A 19,209-nucleotide genomic window follows, 5' to 3' on the forward strand; every position below is an offset into this window, starting at 1 on the left:
GAGAGGTTCTGGCAGGCTCGTCACCCGCCTCGATACGCCGCCTTCCTCACACCGTCATCACCCAGATTCCGCCATAGCTCGCGTGCTTTTGATCGGGACCTGATCCGCGGAGGGCATTATGGCCAGCGGTCACGTGTACCGCGCAAATAGGCCGAACACATGGCTGCTCCGACCAATGCTGCGACGTGAAGATTCTTTTTGCCAACCTGGAGCCGTCCACACATGGCCCATCAGCGAAGTAACGGCCGAAACCGAGTACGTCCGATTGTCGGAGTCCGGAAATGAACAGGCGAAAGTCAAAGCGACGCGATTGACCCATTTGAGACATCGACCGATCGCAGCGGACGTCCGGTTGGCACAAGGCTATTTCACAACCGGATGCTTCGTGGGCGCTATGGCGGCAGGCGCGGACGGGGAAATGGTGAACGTCAGCCAGGTATTCCATCCTGACGGACGGTTGGCTGCACCGAACTCGCCGTATCCCCTCAGGCTAAGGGAGCCCTGCATGCCTGCGACCGGGAAGCTGTACCCGATTTGCGGACCGACACCGAAAACGCGTGACCTGAAGCCACCGAGGATCGGGTTCTGGCCTGAGTCGTCGGTGATTTGCTGGTAGGCATATCCGACAATGCCGACGAAAAGCTGCTTGGTGAGGTAGTGAGATGCGCCCCAGTCGAAGTGGAAATCGATGCCGCTCCGGTACAGGGTGTCGGGATTCCTGAAATTGTAGGTAAGGCCGGCGACGCCCGAGATTTCGTTTCCTGCCGCCGGGTCGAAATAGGTATAGGCGCCTCCAATGTCGATCGCACCGTGCCCGAGCCCGATATTGGGAATCCGCGTCGGATCATAGTCGCCGACGGGAACATTGCCCGTGACGTAAGCCATGTAATTGTCGACGCCGTGGCTCCATAGCAGTTGCGCGAATGGCGCGAGGTCGCCGTAGGAGGTAAGCGAGCCTTCGAGCATTCCGGTGCGCGTCACCACAATCGGTCCGGCTATCGCTGTCAGTGTCCCGGCGATACTGGTGGCGGCTCTGCCGTACTGGCCGGACATGCCCACGACCAACTGACCGCCAAGCACTGCCGTCGCGAAAGTATACGATGGCGCAAGGGCGACCAGATCGGCCCGCCCGCTCAGACTCAGATTCAGATTAACGTTGACATTCGCGGGGATTTTGCCGGCCAGGATCTCTTTGGCCGCAGCAGCGCCCCCCGCGGCGGCGACGCCGGAATGGTAATCGATGACACTGAGCGCCCAGCCCGGTGTCTGCTGCATGGCCACGAGGCTCGCAAACTGACCCGGAAACCAGAATGAGCTACCGCCCTGGTCGGCATGCGAAACATCAGCGCAAAGCACGAGAGCAGCAACCGCCGCATAATTGATGACGCGGCTTTCCGGTTTGTTTGATCTCATTGCAAACCTCTGGGCGGCATTTGCAACCAGTGGCGGCTACTAGAAAGCGCCGCGAACCGCGCGGCCTCAAGTTACGACGGCATTCAATACTAGGGCACAAGCAGCGTCGAAACCCGTGACAGAATGGTAACAGCGGGGGATATTTGTATTACGGCGATGACGCAGTCTCGGCTCATCCAAGAGTTGCTTGGCGCTGGAGATGTTCGGTTTCTTTGCCCAAGCGAGGTTCGTTCCTGGGCCCATCTCGACAAATATGGGAGGTCTTGCTGAGGTCTCCTATCGAAGGCAGAGCCGACTTGATTTGCCCGCAAGTATTACGGCTCGTGACCCAACCGCGACATTGGCCTGGCCTCACGACTTTGGGCGTAGTCGCTTCTCGCGGGCGCTCTGGCGCGGACTTGATTTGGATCAGTAATCAAGCCTGTACGGGTGCCATAAATCCAAGCGTGGAATGCCCTCCTTGAGACGAGGTAGCATCATGATTATCAAGACACTCGCGTTGCATTCACTTACCTGCCTGGTGGGCATTACTAGTTCATTGGCAGTGCCCCAACTCATTTCTCCGTCGGGTACGGCGGCAGGCTTTCAGTCGGATACTCGTACTGAAGTCGCAATAGTTACTCGTCAGTTCGTGAACCGCACGGTCAAGAGTGACAGGTTGCCAGCCAACCAAGCAGGGTCTGAGGCTAATGGCAAAAGGCATCCTGTACAGGTGCCGGCAAACACCGCTCCAAATCGGGAATGGAAAACCGATTGCAAGCCGCCCATTGATGTAATTGGCCGCTGCTTTGCCGACCTTGGAGAAACCCACGGCACCTTTCGGACCTGACCCTGATGTAGTGCGCCCAATGCGCCGACGCCCACCTGTGTTATGCGATATAGGACCGGGGTCCAGTTGATAACGACAGATCAGCATGGACGCCTGGCCAGGTCATAGGGGATCATCGGTTCAACCGTTGGCGTGGCGATATTGACACCGGCATTCGTCTTGATCGCGACCTCGGGACACGACTTGCTCCCGATAGTGATGCAGGGCGGCGATTATTCGCTTCTAGTGACGAAGGGTATGAGCCGTTTTACGTCGGGCGGCTGTTCGGGCTGATCGCCGCCAGTTTTCTAGTGCTCGCGCTGATCGTCGAGACTATTAAATTGTACTCGAGCGCACTGAGCGAGACCGCCAGCGCCGAGCAGAAAGTGGCGCAGCTGAAGCGCGCCCGTGCCCTTGGCGAAATTCCGCTTTCGAAGAAGGGAAGCGGCGTTCCCGTGGAATCTTATGTCCAGAAACAAAACATCGCTTATTATGAAACCTTGCTCAAATTCATGTCGCTTGGCGAAGACCAGCGCTGCACGGTGGAAAAACTCTTAAGTCAGGAAAAAGAGAAGCTTGGTTCGGTTAACACCGGCATAGCCGGATAGAGAAGGGTGGGACAAGCTGGGCTGGAGCTTGATGGACAATGAACGGACCACCGCTTTTGACCCAGATCGACCAGGGCTTGCTGTCGTTGCAGCAAACACTTGTTCGCTCCGAGCATGTCAGTGTGACCGGTTGCGATCCAGATCCTCGCCCCTGCCGCGATCGGGATCATCGCCGCTCCAGCAGATCCAGTACGCGAGACAACGCGGTCATATCAACGCCGGCGTCCACGATTACGCGACAGGCCTGGCCGATGACAATCTCCATGCGTCCGCTCGCTGGGCCGGCTGAAGCTACTGCCGGCTCCGGCAGCTGGTCTGGCATCACCATCGCCGGCACAAAGGCTGGCTGGCGTTGTTCGCTCGTCCGCGTCCCAAACGATCGTCGCCAAGTCAACATACCGTATCGTCGTGCTGTCGGCGAGACAGCACGCGGTGCCTGCAAACTCTCCAGAACGATCTTGAGTTTCTCATCATCGGTCCAGCGGCGGCGACGACCAGTCTCGACAACCTCGAACCGTTCGATCTGAGCACTGAACCTATTGCTGTCCATAAGCGCTGTTACACAGCACTCGCCCTAACCCGACAAGGCGGCCCTCACCGGAGGGAGACGCCTCACACGAAATTCACAGGCGACTTCGGTAACGCGATTGAGGTCATACGAGTCAGCGGTCGCTCACTGCGTAGTGTTTTCGCGAAAAGTCTTGAGCCCTCCAACTTTCAACTTTGGCAACACAATCGGCCCGTTTCGGACATGTCCCGTCGCGCTGACGATGCCCGTTGGTAAGACAAAGGCAGACCTTGGGAGTCCAAGCGCAGGGCGTGAGGAACCGCTGTTAACGGCTTGCCTGTGTCCAGCATTGGCGGGCGGATGCCTATAGGTTGATTTAGATCAACATCCACTCTCCGGAATTTGGGCGACCTGCAAGAGGGCGGGAGACACGGAGTTTGAGATATGGGTGAACGATCGGAATCGATGGTCAGCCGTCGAGGCGCTCTTGCTGTTTGTGGATACGCAGCCGTCTTCGGGTTCCTGGCCTCGCCTGCAATTCTGATGGTGTCAGATGCTGACGCCCAGACCTCAACCGCACCGGCCACGCCCGCAGCGCCTTCCACTGAGACACCGCAGTCGGGCACGGAGCGACGTCAGGAACGACGCACAGGGCGCACAGAACGGCGTCAGGATCGACGGACGGGGCGAACAGAACAGCGTCAGGAGCGACGGACGGGGCGCACAGAGCGGCGCGAAGAGCGGCATGACGGTGCTGCCGAAGAGAAAAAGTAGCCGCGCGTCCACCAAGCACGCCCCAACCAATTAAGAGCAAGTACATGAAAAGTACAACGGTGCTCGGGGCGGCCCTCGGGGCAGCGATGTTGTGCTTGGCGCCCGTGTCGTTTCATTGGTCACCAGCCGGGACTATCGTTATCTCCCTCGACAAAGCTGACGCTCGTGTCGGTCGTCCGCTCACACCTGGCAGCGTTGCGGGGGTTCATAGGCGAGTGCATCGGCGCGCGTATCGTGGCGCGGGTGCTATGGAGCTGCTGTAGGCGCAGCTGCCGTCGGAGCAGGGCCACGGGAGCGTACCACCGGCAATGCGGTTATTATCCAAATCGTCCGAGCTATTGAGCGCGACGTCGCATCCAGCGTTGATCTACGTCAACATCACCCACTCTACTTTCCACCCACAAGTGCTTGCCGCGATGCATCTCTATCGGTTCGCGGCGAAAGGGAGGATCACCATGCATCGGACAAAGAGTTTGTCGATCGAGTCAGCGACAGTTGCCGGGATTGCCGCCAGCGTCCTGCTGGGGTTGGGGGGTCTCACGCTCAATCCAACGCCAGCCAAGGCGGTCGTGTATTGCCAGTACGTTGAATATCCGGTGGGGTGCGTTGCAAGGGCTGGCGTCGTGCTCAGGCCTCGTCCGGTGGCGCGCGCTGCCGTCCGTCATAACGCAGGGGGCAATGCAAACGGCGGCGTCAATCGCGTTGGGGTGCGGCGGTAGGGCAGTGTGTCTGTGCCGCATTGTTGAAAAGATGCAGCCGCCTCAATTGCGGCACGGGACTCAGCCATTGATTCGCTCGGTAATCCAGCGTTCGTCGGCTTGTCCACGATCCCTTAGAACTCACACCTGGATCGGCCAACGATGGGGGTGCAAGGGCGCTTGGTCCCCATCCGGGCGCCCTTGTGCTGCGAGAGGCCTAGGCTCCGCGCCAGACGCGCAACACGCCCTCGCGAAAGCCGCCGACGAAATGATCGGACGTATCCGATGGCAGAATTTGGCTGAGATCATCGAACGAGCCGCTCACCATGGTCGCAAGCTCATGTGCTGAAGCATGCTCCGCCCATCGGCGCCCCAGCTCTAAACCCCGTTGGCGATCTTCCTCTGCGTCCATCGTCTCGGCTATCTTGCGCGTTAGCCGGCCCCGACGAAGTTGCTGACCGCGCCGGGGCCTTCTACGTTCTCGCCAAGCTTAGGAAGCTTGGGGGCTGGAAAGATCGGCGAGGCGTATCGTAGGGAAGCACAAACCCGGTGCGTGGCTAGTGCACTTTGTGCCAATGCGAAGCGGATGACCGGCATCCGTCGTTTCTATTGGCTGCCTCCAAGGGCACGCCCCAGTCGTTCCAGTTTGACGCAGAATAGCGCGAACAGCGACGCCATGAGTTGCAGCCCGCGACGGAACATGAGCCAGAGATCGGCGCCGTGATTGATCTCGGGCAAATGTCTGAAGAACACGACGCCGAACAGTGAGCCACCGAAAATGAAAGCAAGGCGCCCCAGAAACAGAAACAGGTGGCTCAGGATTGGGTTCGAGCGCTGAGGGGGAAGCGGAACGCATCGAAGGCGATACCAATAGGCGACTTGCATCGCAACGATCATGATTGGCGCTGCAAGATTGTCAGACCGTTCGAAAGGTAGCTGCTCACCGGGATAGGTCATCAAGTGCCTAAATTCGGGCAGACCGTCCAAGATTATAAATAGCGCTCCCGTCAGTTGACCCAGGAGAAGAAGCAAATAGAGGGCTCTCGATTTCAAGTTCGTCATGCCAAACACCCGTGAAAGCTTGCTGTCAGCGCGGCTGTGCACGAAGGCGTCCTGTATTGGGTCTGGTGACGGCCCGCCGCGTTAAATTGGCACAAACTGCATAGCGCAAAGTCACATAGCTGCATCGCGGCTTCCCCTGATTGTATCGTAAGCGGAGCTTTTCTCCCATTTGATCTGAACTGGAAGCGAGTGGGCGAACGGATTGTCGCGACGCCAGCTGCGGCGAACTGACTCAGACCCGACAACCTGTTTCGCGCGGGGCTTTGGGATGATAGCTTGCGGATGTGCCGCCGTCCCCCATTGATCCCGCCCGTCTTGCAGCGCTGCCCGCCGATGTGCGCGCGCTCTTCCGCGCGCAGGAAGCGATGATTGAAGCCGAGCGTCGTCGCGCAGACGATGAATGCTCGGCGCGCCTTCATGTCGAGAGTGAACTGGCTGCGTCCAAAGAGAGCGTCGAACGCCTCGAACTGCTCGTGAAGGAGTACGAGCGCGCACGTTTCGGTAAACGCTCGGAGAAGTTCAATCCCGATCAGATGCAACTGGTTCTCGAGGACATCGAGATTGCCATCGCCGAAGTCCAGGAACGCCAGGACGATCGTGCGCGCCGCGCCGGCACGGCGCCGTCCAGCCGCCGGACCAGGCGCGCTGCCCGTGCCTTTCCCGCGCACCTGCCGCGCATCGAGCAGGTGATCGAACCCGAGAACCTCGAGTGTCCCTGCGGCTGCGGCCGGATGGTCCAGATCGGCGAGGATCGCTCCCGCCGTCTCGATGTCATGGCCGCCCAGTATCGTGTGATCGAGACGGTGCGACCGCGCTACGCCTGCGCAAAGGGCTGCACCGGTGTTGCTCAGGCGCCGGCGCCCGCCCATCTCGTGGAGGGTGGCATCCCCACCGAGGCGCTGCTGGCGCAGGTGGCGGTCGCCAAGTTCAGCGAGCACATGCCACTCTATCGTCAGTCGCAGGTTCTGGCTCGGCATGGCATCTTCATCGATCGCGCCGTTCTGGCAGACTGGATGGGAACGGTCGCCTTCCACCTCGCGCCGCTGGTCGAGCGCATGAGCGTCGTGATGAAGCAATCGGGCCGCTTGTTCATAGACGAGACCAGGGCGCCTGTGCTCGATCCGGGCCGGGGCCGAACGAAGACCGGCTATCTGTGGGCTGTCCTGCGCGACGATCGCGGCCACGGCGGCGCTGATCCACCAATCGTGGTCTACCACTACGCGCCAGGACGCGGTGGTGACCATGCTGAGCGCATCCTCGAGGGCTTCGACGGCATCCTTCAGGTCGACGGATACCAGGGCTATCATCGGCTCGCACGGCCCAAGCGCAAAGGCGGCGTGCCGCTGCGGCTGGCCGCATGTTGGTCCCACTCAAGGCGCAAGATCATCGCAGCGACTCCGAAAGCCGGCTCACCCATCGCCGAAGCCGTTCTCGCGCGCATCGCCGCACTCTATGCGATCGAGAAGGAGATCCGTGGCGCCGACGCCCCGGCTCGGCAAACGACCCGTAACGAGCGATCACGGCCGCTCGTCGCTGAACTCGAGAGGTTTCTGCGCGAGCAAGCCGCTCGCCTGTCGCCGGGCAGCGAGATGGGCAAGGCGATCGCCTATCTCCTGAACCATTGGGATGGCCTCACCTTGTTTCTCGACGATGGTTGCGTTGAGATGGACACCAATCCCGTCGAAAATCAAATCAGGCCGCTGACTCTGACGCGTAAAAATAGTTTATTTGCTGGTCACGACGAAGGTGGTCGTTCATGGGCGCGCATAGCTTCGCTCATCGCCACCTGCAAAATCAACAGCGTGGAGCCCTACGTCTGGATGAAAGCGACGCTCAAGGCGATCGCAACCGGTCACCCGCAGTCCCGGATCGACGAGCTCCTGCCCTGGTCGTTCGGCCGCACCTCGTAATTCTCCGTCGTTGCCGCCTCCATACCCCCCGCCAACGATTTGCAAACACGTTGATCAACAGACTGCAATCCCCACGCCAAACCTTTGCGAGTGGGACGCGAACGTCGCTTACGATAAAGTTCGGTCGAGATGTCGTAGTGGTGGCGGGCGTGGGCGGCGGCAAGCCCGATCGGATTGGCTTGATGTCAGCGGCGCAGACCACGCCACACCCGTCGCATCAGCTTCTGTGAGCTGTACGAATAAAGCCCGGCCCGGTTGACCGAGAACAGCAGCAGAAAATCTTGGATTTCGTTACTGTCCTCCAACGTCAGTTTGCCGTCCATATAGGCTTCGGCGGCGTATAATTCCGGATTGATGAACAGTTTGTAGTAGAGCTTGCGATCGTGGAGACGGATGGCGACCTCGGGGCCGGGCTGGCATTCGCCGAAGACATGGACCGTGCCCTCAGCGTCACGGACTCGCAGAGTGCCTTGTCGTATGAAGCGTCGGAGCAGATCGGACAACAAACGCACGTGACAGCCTCCGTGGCCCCCGCAGGTCTATTCAATAAGGTACGCGAAACAGCGCACGGCGATCCGATTCAAACGGATCTTGGTTGTTGTCCAAGTCCAGTCCGTTCGTCGGGGACACGCGGGTACTGCGGCATTGCTAACGAAAATCGCAAGGGATAATCGCCTCCACGTCTAAAGCCATGCTTGCAGTACAGGCATTCCTCTCCCTTTACCTTGCGATTTTTTTGAGGGTGGCAAGTTGTCGGAAGAAGTCCAGCTTTGGCTGAGCAGGGCTTCCAAGCACTTTGGCGCCTGGGGCCACATCCGATATTACGCCCGCTTGCGCTCCAATCTCTGCACCCTGACCGATCCGGACATGGCCCGCCATACCGGCTTGTCCCCCGACGCGGACAAAATCCTCTAGCCCGTCCTATTCGTGAGAGTGCGGCTTTTGGGCCCGATTGATGCGGCCGCACATCTTGTCTGACGAGGCGCACAGGATTGCCTTCGGCTTTTCGCCGCCTGACGACCGGTACTTTGCAACGCGCTTGAGGGATGGGTTGGGCGAACGGGGGCGGACGCCCCGCCGGTCAAGGACCGAGCGGCAGCAGCGCGCCGGGCAAGCCGCAGATCAGGTCGGCTTCGGGACATGCCGCGGCAAACGCAAGGCGAATGCGGCTCGTGGTCTCGACGACACGGGCGGCGATTTTCAAGAGCCGAAGACGCAGCGTCGCGAACTCGGCAGCGGCCAATTCCCGGGCTTTGGGAATGGCGTCGCGCACGGTCAGCATCAGCCAATAAGCGGCCGTATGGAGCACGAGACGGACCTGGTTGGCGAGCGCCGAACGGCAGCTGGTGCGATCGGAGGCGAGCTGCGTCTTATGCAGCTTGATCAGATTCTCGGCTTGGCCGCGCGCGCAATACAGGCTGTCGTAGATCCACTCGGCCGAGCCGACATCGAGGCTGGTGACGACGAAGCGGATGTCGAGGCCGAGCATCGTCGCCTCAATACGGGCGACAGTGCGCCGTTCGCGATCCCAGGACTTTGCCTTGTGGCGCGTCTCGGTATAGCCACGCAGAACCGGCAGGTTCTCGATGGCGCGTCGCGTGCGGATGTCGTCGGCGACCTCGTCGACTTTTCTGGCGAGAGGCTTGGTGCCGGACAGACCGAAGATGTAGTCGATGCCGTTGGTCTCGCACCACGCCATGGCCTCCGGCCGGGCATAGTGCCCGTCGCCACGGAACGTAATTTGCGTGTTGTGCCATCGCGTCCGGATATGCCGTACCAGGCGGCGCAGATGGGCACGCACCTCGACGCCGCCCGGCGTCTTGCCGGGCCGCAGCACGACGGCCACGGGCCGGCTCTTCTCCGTGTCGTAGACGTGGATCGGCAGGAAGCAGCGTTCGTCATAATGAGCGTTGAACAGCGAGAGCTGCTGATGGCCGTGGACGACGTCGCAGGTATCATCGATGTCGAGCGTGACGGATGCCGGCTCGTGGGGGTAGCTATCCATCCATGCGTCGACCAAAATGTAGGTCAGCCGGATCACGTCGCGCAGGCGCGGAGCATTCTCCAGCCGCGACAGCGTCGGCTGGGAACACAAATCCCGGCCCGTGTCCGGCAGCCGTCCGCAGGCCAGTTTGAATGCCGGATCGGACCTCAGATGATCGAGGTCGTCGGCGTCCTCGTAGCCGCAGCAGATCGCGAACATGCGAGCGCGGAGCATATCGACCAGGCTGTGCACGACCCGCGTCGGATCGCGCCGATCCGGGAACACCCGGGCCAGATTGTTGGCCAAACCGAGACGCCGCTCGGCCATCGCCAGAAGCATCACGCCCCCGTTCGAGGTTAGGCGCCCACCATCGAAGGCAGCTGTGACTTTCTTGGCGTGAACGGCTGGAAACGAGAAGGGCGGAATCGTATCGTCGGTCATGGCGGGCGTGGCGTTCGCGGTTGGAGGTGATGGGGTTGGCTTCGCAACCGAATCCTACGCCGCATCAGCGCTTTACCCCTCAGGCGCACTCTTACGAATAAGACGGGTTAAGTTGAAGAAAGATTGAGTGACTCCCGATCATTTCTGTGCCGAAACGTGGAGTCGCGGTCGTGCCGCGTCCAAAGAAACCGGCGCGAGCGGCCTATTAGACGCGGTAGGTGATCAGCCTCCGAAACGAGACTATCAAGCATGAAGAGATCGAGCGCGAGGCAGAGGTTTTATTTGTGTTGAATTCTTGCTTCTCGATAGTGGTCTGAAATCGTATCATCGGTCATGGCGGGCGTGGCGTTCGCGGTTGAAGGTGATGGGGTGGCTTCGCAACCGAATCCTACGCCGCATCAGCGCTTTACACCACGCTCGCCAGCCTCTCAGGCGCCCTCTCGCGAATAAGACGGGCTAGCACGGTGGAGCCCGAAATGCCGACCTGAGCGACAATGACACAACACCGGCCGAGGATCACGTTGTGGCCGATCTGCACCAGGTTATCGAGACGGGATCCAGCGCCGATCACTGTGTCGCGCGATGATCCTCGATCAATCGTGGTATTGGCACCGACCTCAACATCGTCTTCCAGAATTGCCCGGCCAAGCTGGGGGATCGAAAGAAATCCATCTCCGGTGCAGGCGAATCCAAACCCTTCCTGCCCGATGCGGGCGCCGGGATGGACGTAGACGCGCGACCCCAGCATCGCGTGACTCAAGCTCACATGCGCGCCTATGCGACAATCTCGCCCGACGATCACGCCGCTTCCGATAACCGCGCAAGGACCGATCCGAGCGCGAGGTCCTATCTCTGCTCCTGCCTCAATCACAGACAACGGCCCGACCTCCGCCGACGGATCGACGAGAGCCTCCTCCGCGACGATTGCAGAACGGTGGATGCCGGGAGAAACCGGCGGTACGGGATAGAACAGCGCAGCGACACGCGCCCACGCAGCGTACGGCTCGGCCGTTACGATCGCTACCGTCCTAAAAGGCACTCGCGCTGCCATATCAGGATGCACGATCACAGCACCGGCGAGTGTCTGTTTGAGCGCCGATGCATAACGTCGGTTATCCAGAAAGCTCACTTCATTGGGGCCAGCTGTTTGCAGGGGAGCCACGCCTTCGAACAGCAGATCGCGCTCGTCAGCAATCCCACGTGCCTCTCCCGCAACGGCTGCCAGAGAATGCGGCCCACTTCGGCGAAAGAACCTCGCGTTTCCCGTGGTTGCTTCGACCATATCCCGCTCCCCGCCCAAGGCTTGGGACTATCTCTAAAGCTGCAAACTAGGCAATCGCCGATCTATCGCCGAGGCCGGCGAGCGTGAGACCCATTCAAGCTAAAACCCTCAGCGTGAGGTCGCTGGACGACATCCGCGCAGACTTTCGCACTCGCGCATTCTCGAACGAATTCAATGTTCCCAAAAGCGGCAGCCTGATGTCCGAAACGGGGTTTCGCAGACCAGATCTTAGCTTCGTCAAACGCTTCTGCCACGAAGCCAAGCAGACTTTAAGTGAACGAACGTTAGATTCACGTGACTAGGTCAGGCGGAGTTGGTCGCGTGAACCTGCATCGAAGGTACAATGCGGTTCATGATCAGAGGACGGACACAACATCTCGGCAATGCCGGATTCATAAAATTCTCTTGCAAGCTTTGATCTGGATCAGCCCAGCTAAGAGCGTGCGAAACGAGCGTATCGTGGCAGGTTGTACAAAAGGAGAAAGTCGATGACCTACGTAAGTAAGGCTGCCCTTGCTGCTTCCGCCTTCGTATGTGCGGCAATGTTCTCCCTCGGCTGGTCTGAGCAAGGCGGGGTTTCGCTCTCAGTTGAGAGCGCTCAGGCGCGGGTCGGTCGTCCGCTGACCCCCGTGAGCGTTGCGGGTGTTGCGCGTCGCCATAATCGGCGAGCTATGTACGGATACGGGTATGGCGCGGGTGTCGCAGGTGCCGCCGCGGTCGGCACGGCTACCGCTGTCGCCGCTTCCTCAAACTGGGGATGGGGCAACAACAATTGGGGCAACGCTTACGCGGCTCAAACTGATCCTCACTTTGGGCAACCGCTCTACCCTCACAGAGCCTACTATGGACATAGTCCTTACTACGGTTACGCCGGATGGGACGACTATTCGACGCGCAACAGCCTTAAGTGCCACCCGGGAGGCATGATCAAGCTTGACGACGGCCAGATGTACTACTGCCAGTAGGAGCTGTTGGCAGTTGCACAGTACGGACAATGAGACAGTCGATCTCGCCAAGCAAACGGCCCCGGACCATGCCGGGGCCGAGGTTTGCGGAGCTGATCGTCCTGCCAGCGTTGATGCGCAGATGGTAAGTCGTTCGCATCTTGCCTTGGCTGAGTTGATCCGGACATCGCCAAGGGGCGCGACTGAGGAGGAGAGAATGAAACGCGTCATGCTAACCACGATCATTCTCGTGTTTGGGACAGATGGGGCTCGCGCCGAGGTCCCGGCTGCCCAGTGTTCGTCGTACTACATTTCGGAAATCAATCTCGTATCGACGGCCGATACCGAAGCCGGGCATGTTCAGACCTTCGTCGCATTCGGCCTCTCGAGAGAGGAGGCGGAGAAGAACGCCTTAGGGTCCTGCTCGCGCATCAGCTTTGACTTGCAGACTTGCCTGGATTCAGATCGCATTTCAGGTCTTAATGTCGCTTCGGATGCCCCAGGCAATTCGCTTCATCTGAAATACATGAAGGCCGTAAAGCGCATCACCGGTTGCAGCTAGGAGCAGCCTCGCTAAAGCCTCAATTTGGACATCCGACTCAGGCCCGACGGCACAGCCGGGCTGCCGCGTGGTGCTGCGGATGCAGAAGCCGAAGCTATTGCGCCACTGGCGAGCGCGACTGAGGGCACGGCGGCAGGCTGATGTGACTTGCCCGACCAACAGGTGCCAGCAATGCAAGTGCTGGCGAAGCTTCCTGATGATCTCCCGCAGATCGTCCGCGTACTCCTCGATCAACCGGCGTCCATTCCGAGAATGGGAGAGTTTGGCGCCAGCCCTTCCCGGCGGATCAACTCGTCACTGGTGCCATAGGGCCGATTTAGAAAGAAATCTCGGTTGCCGAGAGCTGACTCGGTGTTGGAGAATTTTTCGGCGAGCTACTTCTCTCCGACGTTTGTTTCAGGCTCAAGTACGTGATGTATCGTATTAGGGCGCGGACTCATTAACGCGCAGCCAGAGCCTTATTGACGCAAGCTGGACCAAGGCCAGGTAGTTAACGGCAAGCTTGTCGTAGCGCGTTGCCACCCGGCGACATTGTTTGATCTTGCTGAAGAACCGTTCGACGCGGTTGCGAGCACGGTAGACCGAGACGACCGGAGAGCGCGTCGTCTGTATGTCACAAGGCGGGGAACTGACTTGCGCCGCCGGCTGCGCCCGGTCCTGCTTGCCGCTCAGGAACGCTTATTGGCCCCACTCTCAAAATCGGAGCGTGTTGCTCTGATGGATATGCTCGTCCGGGTAATCGAAGCCAACGATTCCTACGCCCGTCCCGGCAACGGTCGACGAAAGCCGCGCCGCAAATCAGGTGCATAATCGATGGCATAGGAGCCAAAGCGATGACTATTTGGCGACAACTGACGACGATCTTGCTTTCCGCGTCCCGGCCTTCAGATCAGCAAATGTGTCCGCCGGCAGATTGTGGGGCTACGGCTTTGCTCATTTGCTCTTGGCATTTGCTTTTCTAGTTCTTGTCTTCCCCGTTGCCGCTCATGCAGGCTGGCCTGAGCATCCGGTGAAACTAATCGTCACGTTTCCGCCAGGCAGCGCCAATGATGCCGCGGCTCGAATATTTGCCGATGGGCTTTCCAGGAAATGGGGCAAGCCAGTTGTAGTCGAGGACAGGCCGGGCGGCGAAGGCACTATTGGAGTCGGCGCTTTCGTCGCGGCCCAAGATGACCATACCTTGCTCTATACCGTTGCCGGATCAGTTAGCGTCGCGCCATTGTCGACAACCTGACCTACGACGTCGATCGGGATTTGGTGCCCATCGCGGCCACGACGGCGATCGTTCTGACCCTTGCTATCAACGCATTCGAAATACTTCGGGTTGACCAGTGCCGCACATCGGGCCGCCACCTCGGCCCTCTGATTCACCACCAGCATTGGAGCCGACCTCAAGCCCGCGTTTCGACTGGCGGGTGAGCTGTCATGTATGATGTCGTAATGGTCAGAAGATGGACTGCGCGGTACCAAGCTGCTGCATATCAAGATCGAGCGTGTATTCGCCTCCGGCAAGCCGATAGGCCATCGTCACTGTGGCGTATGCATCTGTGATGAATATCGCCAAATGATCTTTGCCGTCATTTGGATGCGCCGCTTCACAACGCCGAACGCAGTCTGCGCAGTAGCTCCGGCGAGCTGCGCGTCTTCCGCAAACAGGTCTATGGCCGATCGGCAAGCGACGGACGCGCCTTCAAGGGCTTCATAAAATCGCGGCTTGCCAGCCGCCTCTGATAATAGATAGCTCTGCAGAAAACGCCGTGCTCGGCCAACAACGTATTTTCGATCCTCTCGGATTATCTTCCGTCGGGGGTCCGTTTGTATCCAGTCAAACATGTTCGATCTCACTGATTGCTGGTCTGCTAATGCCCATTTGGCTCCAAATGGTGGATTCCCCAATGGACTGACTTCTTCCGAGGATTGCATCTCGCGAGAGCGACTGTCCGATCCACGCTGCTACAGTCGATCGTCGTCGAAAGTGCGAGCGATCCAGCGAGCAGCTATCCTAGCGAAGGATAGCTAGCGAGTCGGCGGCGCCAAATCGACCGGGGCAACACGAAGACCCGCCTCGTTCAGCGCTTGAACGATCTGCTTCGCAAGGAGCTTCGCTTCTTCAATTCCACACTGCGCGTCGGGATGTCCTTTGAAGAATTCGGAAATCGCGGTCGCAATGATGGAGTTCACCTGATGCGGATCGTCCATTTTATCTCGCAGTCGACTTCCTCAAGCACGCGAGGAGACTTTTGGGCGTGCGCGGCATAGCGGCGTTCGCTTGATTAAGCGCGGCCATGCCTCGTAGTTCCGAGTCTCGCGCTCGGGGGATACCGCGGGCGCAGTTCCATTCCTGCAGGCCGTCCAACATCTCAGGAAATAAATAGGCGTTCGATTCCGGCTTGTCGGCCAGCCAAGTCGCCAAGTATTTGCATACACTGAGTTTATCTCGAGGCTAAGCCAAGCGGTCCCATCAAGCGTACTCGAAATTCACGCCCGACCGGGAAAAATCTCTGGAAGAGAGTGGGGCCGGTCCGCGACTGGGAAAGCGTTGAGGAATTGACCACCCCCACCACTCGCTTCGCCTGCCATTGTCAGTGGCTTTTTGTATTTAATTCCAAAATGTCGCATACGAACCAGGAGACCGCGACCAGCTTATCTGGTTCGGGTCTCCGGCTTTCGACGACGACCGCACAGGGCTAGGCAGCTTTGCCAGGTGCAGCGGCCTTGTTCGGTACGGGGCTCGCGCTCGGGGGAGCGCCTGTCTTGATATCGATTGTCTTGGTAGTCTTCACGGCTTTGGCGGGCTTCTTGATAGCGAGATGCAGCACGCCCTTGTCGAAATGAGCTTCGACGGCTCCGTCTTCCGGCTCGAAAGGAAGAGACATCGATCGATAGAAAGAACCATAGCTGCGCTCCTCGACGTGCCAGTCCTTTTCATCTTTCGTGCTCTCCGCCTTCTTCTCGCCGGAGATAACCAGCTGGTTGCCGTCGAGGCTGACTTTGATGTCTTTGTCGTCCACGCCGGGAAGTTCGGCTGTCACAGCATCCTTGGTTTCCGCTACATTGATTGCCGGTGCGCCCGCCCCAATGCTGGGAGACGGCGAACCCTGATCGAAAGCGCGAAATGCGTTTTCCATTTCACGCCGCATGGCTCTGATCGGGTCGAATGCAGGCTCCAGGCTGGTGGTCCACAATCTCGGAAGGCTCATCTGGTTTCTCCAAAGGTTGAAGAAATATCGGATAGAGCCTGCTCCTTGCGCACCCGGCGGCCTTGATTTAGCGCAAAATCGGCGGGTTATTTCGAAGCGAAAAGGCGGGCAATGATGATGAATCCCGCAAGCAAGGGAGCGCGTCAACTAAGTTGACCTAATGATACTTGCATCGGTGCACTGAAAGCGGGCAGGCCGAGCGCATTCAGTCGCAGGGGGCTAATGCCAGAGGGCAAAGATCCATTTCGCGCCGAGGATGGTCTCCCAGACTACGGCCAATTCGACCGCCAGCACAACGACGCTGGCCAGCAGTGCGATCGAGAGCAGGAGTCCGTCCTCTTCGAGATAGGCTAGCGAGATCAGCGCGATCACCAGGGCGGGGACGACATTGCTGAGAGGGACTGGCGTGAAGAGCAGGGTGATGTTCAGGAGCACGACAACGGCGCCGACGAGACGCTTGGTCGCATCGAACGGAGTCGGCCAGCGGGGATGAATGAGTTTCTCGAGAGACCTCAGCACGGGCACGGCGCGCTGCACCAGAGCGGCAAGGTGCCGTGTCGGCAATGGACGGGCGGCGACGCGACGTGGGAACACCGGCATGTTGTGGCCCAGGATCATCTGGAACGCGGGGATCATGAGCAGCAGGCCCGCAACGATCGAGACACCCGGTGCAACTGCAACCACACCGAGCAATAGCATGATGAGGCCGAAGGAGCGCTTGTGCATGCGGCTCATCAGCCAGCCGAGGGTAAAATGATCCGCGGGCGCCTCGTCGTGCAGCCGCTGCAGCAAGACCGAGGCGGGGGCGAGCGCGGTGTCATCAGTGGGTAGCTTCAGGTTCGGCCTCCTCCCTTCGTTGGCGTCTCGGTCGAGCGCAATGGATGAAATCAACGAACTCCAATGCGCCACGACGAACAGACGCGGCAGAACTAATCCCCTATGGAATGAGCGGCATTTTAATATGGAATGAGCGGCATTTTAACCGGGCTCATCACCTGCTCCCGACTGCCGCTTGGTCAAAGTTGCTAGGCGAAAGCAAGATCAGCAGAATAACAATCACGGGGTGCACCCGGATCATGGCCGGATAGTCATCAACCAGTCGTCGAGCCGCTGCAGCCAGCGTCGAGACGGAGGTGGCGCAGGCGGCGGTTTGAGTTTGAGGCGGTCACCGTCACGTCCATGAACGAGCTGAAGCGTTCGAGTGTGATAGACGGCCAGATCCGGGCGGTGACCAATGCTCAACACGGTGGTCTGCTTCAGCTCATCGTCGAACAGAGCCATAACGCGGTGCTGGCTGTCTTCGTCGAGCGCGGCCGTCGCTTCGTCCAGAAAGACCCATGCCGGCTTGTGCAGGAGAAGGCGCGCAAAAGCGAGGCGCTCCTGCTCGCCAAGCGAAAGCTCCTTGTCCCAGCGCTCGATCGTGTCGAGCTTTGGAACGAGATCGCCGAGATCGCAGCGGCCAAGTGCTTGGCGAACATTCGCTTCGGGGAAGGCGTCGACGGGGCTCGGATAGCTGAGGGCGTTGCGCAATGTACCCAGCGGCAGATAAGGGCGCTGCGGCAGAAATGCCATCGACTCGAGCGGAGGCGTGAGGATTGATCCGGAACCCCGTGGCCAAAGGCCTGCCACGGCGCGAAACAGTGTCGATTTTCCTCTTCCGGTGTCACCGACAATCAGGACACGCTCGCCAGGGGTGATATGGACCGTCGCGTCATCGATGACGATATGTCCGTCGGGCAAGAGGATGCGGACGGCCTCGAAAGCGAGATGTCCCTCCGGATGCAGAGCGCGTTTGATCTCCTCCGCGCCCGCGTCGATCGCGGGGAGATTGTCGAGCGCTTCGCGAAAGCGCGCGACCCGATGGATCGCCGCGCGCCAATCGGCGAGGCGCGAGAAATTATCGACGAACCATCGCAGCGCCAGCTGTACCTGGGTGAACGCGCCCGCCACCATGATCAGGCCGCCGAGCGTCAGGCTGCCGCCGAAATAGGCCGGTGCCGCCACCAGTATCGGAACGACGAGCGACAGCCAGCCAATGCCCGATGTAATCCACGTCAGGTGAGCGAGCGAGGAGGATATCCGTCGCATCGTGTCCACAACGGCCGCGAGCGCGGCCTCGAGATGCCGTCGTTCGTCCGTTTCCCCGCCATGCAACGCAATGCTCTCGCCGGATTCGTTGACCCGAACGAGCGCGAAGCGGAATTCCGCCTCACGCGCATATCGCTGGCCGTTCAGGGCAATCAGCGGCCGCCCTACGATCCAGGTCAGTGCGGACCCGGTCAAGGCGTAAGCGAGCGCACACCAGACCATGTAACCGGGAATGGCGATCTCGTAGCCCGCGACCTGAAACGTGACTTGCGCCGATAGTGTCCAAAGCATGCCGACGAAAGCGATGAGCTGAAGCAGGGAATAGACGATGCCGCATCCGAGGTCGGCGGTGTAGTCGCCCAAGAGGCGCGTATCCTCCTGGATGCGCTGGTCCGGGTTGTGTCCATATTCGCCAGCAAAGCCGAGCTGATAGACGCGCAATGGCTTGAGCCATTCGGCCAGGAGGTGACGGGTAATCCATTCCCGCAGTCGAAACTTTAGGCGCTCCTGGAGAAAGGTGTTTGCGACCGTGAGCGCCAGCAAAATCACGACGATGACAACGAACGTCCAGAGGTCATGGAGGAAGCCCGACAGGTCCTTGCGGCCGACGGCGTCGAAGAACCGGCCGTTCCAGTCATTGAGCTGGACTTGTCCAAACATATTGGCAATGGTGATGACCGTCGAGGCAGCGAAGATCGCTACCACGCGCCGTCCGCCTTCGGCGCGAACACGCGCGAACACGCCCAGGTCCCGGACAAGATTGAAATCTTGTACTGGCGCAGCTTTGATGAGCGCGTCCGCGAGAGGAGGTCTCGCCGTCGCGCCCGGCATGATTGGCAACAGAGGATCTGCGGCCTGCGGCAGCTTCGGAATTGCCTCCGCCGGTTGGGGAACGGCCTCGGGAGCCGTAGGTGATGCAACGTCAGC

At 59.7% G+C, this 19,209-nt stretch carries 17 protein-coding genes and 1 pseudogene; 6 read left to right on the forward strand and 12 right to left on the reverse strand.

Annotated features, from left to right (window positions below):
- Nucleotides 1-363 precede the first annotated feature (363 nt).
- Nucleotides 364-1,413 (reverse strand): SphA family protein, encoded by a 1,050-nt coding sequence (locus tag J4G43_RS12180; protein ID WP_208084941.1) that lies wholly within the window; start codon nt 1,411-1,413, stop codon nt 364-366.
- Between the two features lie 478 nt (nt 1,414-1,891).
- Between J4G43_RS12180 and J4G43_RS12185 the strand changes: the two genes are divergently transcribed.
- Together J4G43_RS12185 and J4G43_RS12190 are read left to right on the forward strand one after the other, a co-directional pair.
- Nucleotides 1,892-2,242, forward strand: a complete 351-nt coding sequence (locus J4G43_RS12185; protein WP_208084942.1) for a hypothetical protein — start codon at nt 1,892-1,894, stop codon at nt 2,240-2,242.
- A gap of 290 nt (nt 2,243-2,532) precedes the next feature.
- Nucleotides 2,533-2,829 (forward strand): hypothetical protein, encoded by a 297-nt coding sequence (locus tag J4G43_RS12190; protein ID WP_208084943.1) that lies wholly within the window; start codon nt 2,533-2,535, stop codon nt 2,827-2,829.
- 166 nt (nt 2,830-2,995) lie between these two features.
- Here the strand turns inward: J4G43_RS12190 and tnpA are convergent, their stop codons facing one another.
- The gene (gene tnpA / locus J4G43_RS12195; RefSeq protein ID WP_208084944.1) at nt 2,996-3,379 is read right to left on the reverse strand and encodes an IS66-like element accessory protein TnpA; all 384 of its coding nucleotides are present in this window, start codon (nt 3,377-3,379) and stop codon (nt 2,996-2,998) included.
- A gap of 1,187 nt (nt 3,380-4,566) precedes the next feature.
- On the opposite strand from tnpA, the gene J4G43_RS12200 reads away from it, so the two are divergent.
- A complete protein-coding gene (locus tag J4G43_RS12200; protein WP_208089298.1) occupies nt 4,567-4,830 on the forward strand; it encodes a hypothetical protein in 264 nt (87 codons plus the stop codon).
- A 196-nt stretch (nt 4,831-5,026) separates the two neighbouring features.
- Here the strand turns inward: J4G43_RS12200 and J4G43_RS12205 are convergent, their stop codons facing one another.
- Nucleotides 5,027-5,221 carry a hypothetical protein gene (locus tag J4G43_RS12205; protein WP_208084945.1) on the reverse strand — a complete coding sequence of 65 codons (195 nt, stop codon included), beginning with the start codon at nt 5,219-5,221 and terminating at the stop codon, nt 5,027-5,029.
- A gap of 194 nt (nt 5,222-5,415) precedes the next feature.
- Nucleotides 5,416-5,913 carry a hypothetical protein gene (locus J4G43_RS12210; RefSeq protein ID WP_225004817.1) on the reverse strand — a complete coding sequence of 166 codons (498 nt, stop codon included), beginning with the start codon at nt 5,911-5,913 and terminating at the stop codon, nt 5,416-5,418.
- 323 nt (nt 5,914-6,236) lie between these two features.
- Here J4G43_RS12210 and tnpC point away from each other — a divergent pair, with 323 nt between their 5' ends.
- The gene (tnpC, locus tag J4G43_RS12215; RefSeq protein WP_224517700.1) at nt 6,237-7,781 is read left to right on the forward strand and encodes an IS66 family transposase; all 1,545 of its coding nucleotides are present in this window, start codon (nt 6,237-6,239) and stop codon (nt 7,779-7,781) included.
- A 185-nt stretch (nt 7,782-7,966) separates the two neighbouring features.
- On the opposite strand, the gene J4G43_RS12220 is transcribed toward tnpC, so the two are convergent.
- The 3 genes from J4G43_RS12220 to lpxD form a co-directional block, all read right to left on the reverse strand.
- Nucleotides 7,967-8,293: a DUF7884 domain-containing protein gene (locus J4G43_RS12220; protein WP_208084946.1), complete on the reverse strand. Its 327-nt coding sequence runs from the start codon at nt 8,291-8,293 to the stop codon at nt 7,967-7,969.
- A 569-nt stretch (nt 8,294-8,862) separates the two neighbouring features.
- Nucleotides 8,863-10,206, reverse strand: coding sequence for an IS1380-like element ISBdi2 family transposase (locus tag J4G43_RS12225; protein ID WP_208084195.1), 1,344 nt, complete (start codon nt 10,204-10,206; stop codon nt 8,863-8,865).
- Between the two features lie 406 nt (nt 10,207-10,612).
- Nucleotides 10,613-11,488, reverse strand: a complete 876-nt coding sequence (gene lpxD, locus J4G43_RS12230) for a UDP-3-O-(3-hydroxymyristoyl)glucosamine N-acyltransferase (RefSeq protein WP_208084947.1) — start codon at nt 11,486-11,488, stop codon at nt 10,613-10,615.
- A 1,161-nt stretch (nt 11,489-12,649) separates the two neighbouring features.
- Here lpxD and J4G43_RS12235 point away from each other — a divergent pair.
- Nucleotides 12,650-12,994, forward strand: a complete 345-nt coding sequence (locus J4G43_RS12235; RefSeq protein WP_208084948.1) for a hypothetical protein — start codon at nt 12,650-12,652, stop codon at nt 12,992-12,994.
- A gap of 423 nt (nt 12,995-13,417) precedes the next feature.
- On the opposite strand, the pseudogene J4G43_RS12240 reads toward J4G43_RS12235, so the two are convergent.
- Nucleotides 13,418-13,576 (reverse strand): annotated as a pseudogene (locus tag J4G43_RS12240) (transposase); the annotation flags it as partial.
- 259 nt (nt 13,577-13,835) lie between these two features.
- Between J4G43_RS12240 and J4G43_RS12245 the strand changes: the two are divergent.
- Nucleotides 13,836-14,228: a type 2 periplasmic-binding domain-containing protein gene (locus J4G43_RS12245; RefSeq protein WP_225004819.1), complete on the forward strand. Its 393-nt coding sequence runs from the start codon at nt 13,836-13,838 to the stop codon at nt 14,226-14,228.
- Between the two features lie 782 nt (nt 14,229-15,010).
- Here the strand turns inward: J4G43_RS12245 and J4G43_RS12250 are convergent.
- The 4 genes from J4G43_RS12250 to J4G43_RS12265 form a co-directional block, all read right to left on the reverse strand.
- On the reverse strand, nt 15,011-15,193 hold the full coding sequence (locus J4G43_RS12250; RefSeq protein WP_208084949.1) for a hypothetical protein: 183 nt from the start codon (nt 15,191-15,193) through the stop codon (nt 15,011-15,013).
- 488 nt (nt 15,194-15,681) lie between these two features.
- Nucleotides 15,682-16,194 (reverse strand): Hsp20/alpha crystallin family protein, encoded by a 513-nt coding sequence (locus J4G43_RS12255; protein ID WP_208084950.1) that lies wholly within the window; start codon nt 16,192-16,194, stop codon nt 15,682-15,684.
- Nucleotides 16,195-16,413: 219 nt separating this feature from the next.
- On the reverse strand, nt 16,414-17,085 hold the full coding sequence (locus J4G43_RS12260; RefSeq protein ID WP_208084951.1) for an exopolysaccharide biosynthesis protein: 672 nt from the start codon (nt 17,083-17,085) through the stop codon (nt 16,414-16,416).
- Nucleotides 17,086-17,268: 183 nt separating this feature from the next.
- Nucleotides 17,269-19,023 carry an ABC transporter ATP-binding protein/permease gene (locus J4G43_RS12265; RefSeq protein ID WP_208084952.1) on the reverse strand — a complete coding sequence of 585 codons (1,755 nt, stop codon included), beginning with the start codon at nt 19,021-19,023 and terminating at the stop codon, nt 17,269-17,271.
- Nucleotides 19,024-19,209: the final 186 nt, after the last annotated feature.

Source organism: Bradyrhizobium barranii subsp. barranii, assembly GCF_017565645.3.
Lineage (GTDB): Bacteria > Pseudomonadota > Alphaproteobacteria > Rhizobiales > Xanthobacteraceae > Bradyrhizobium > Bradyrhizobium barranii.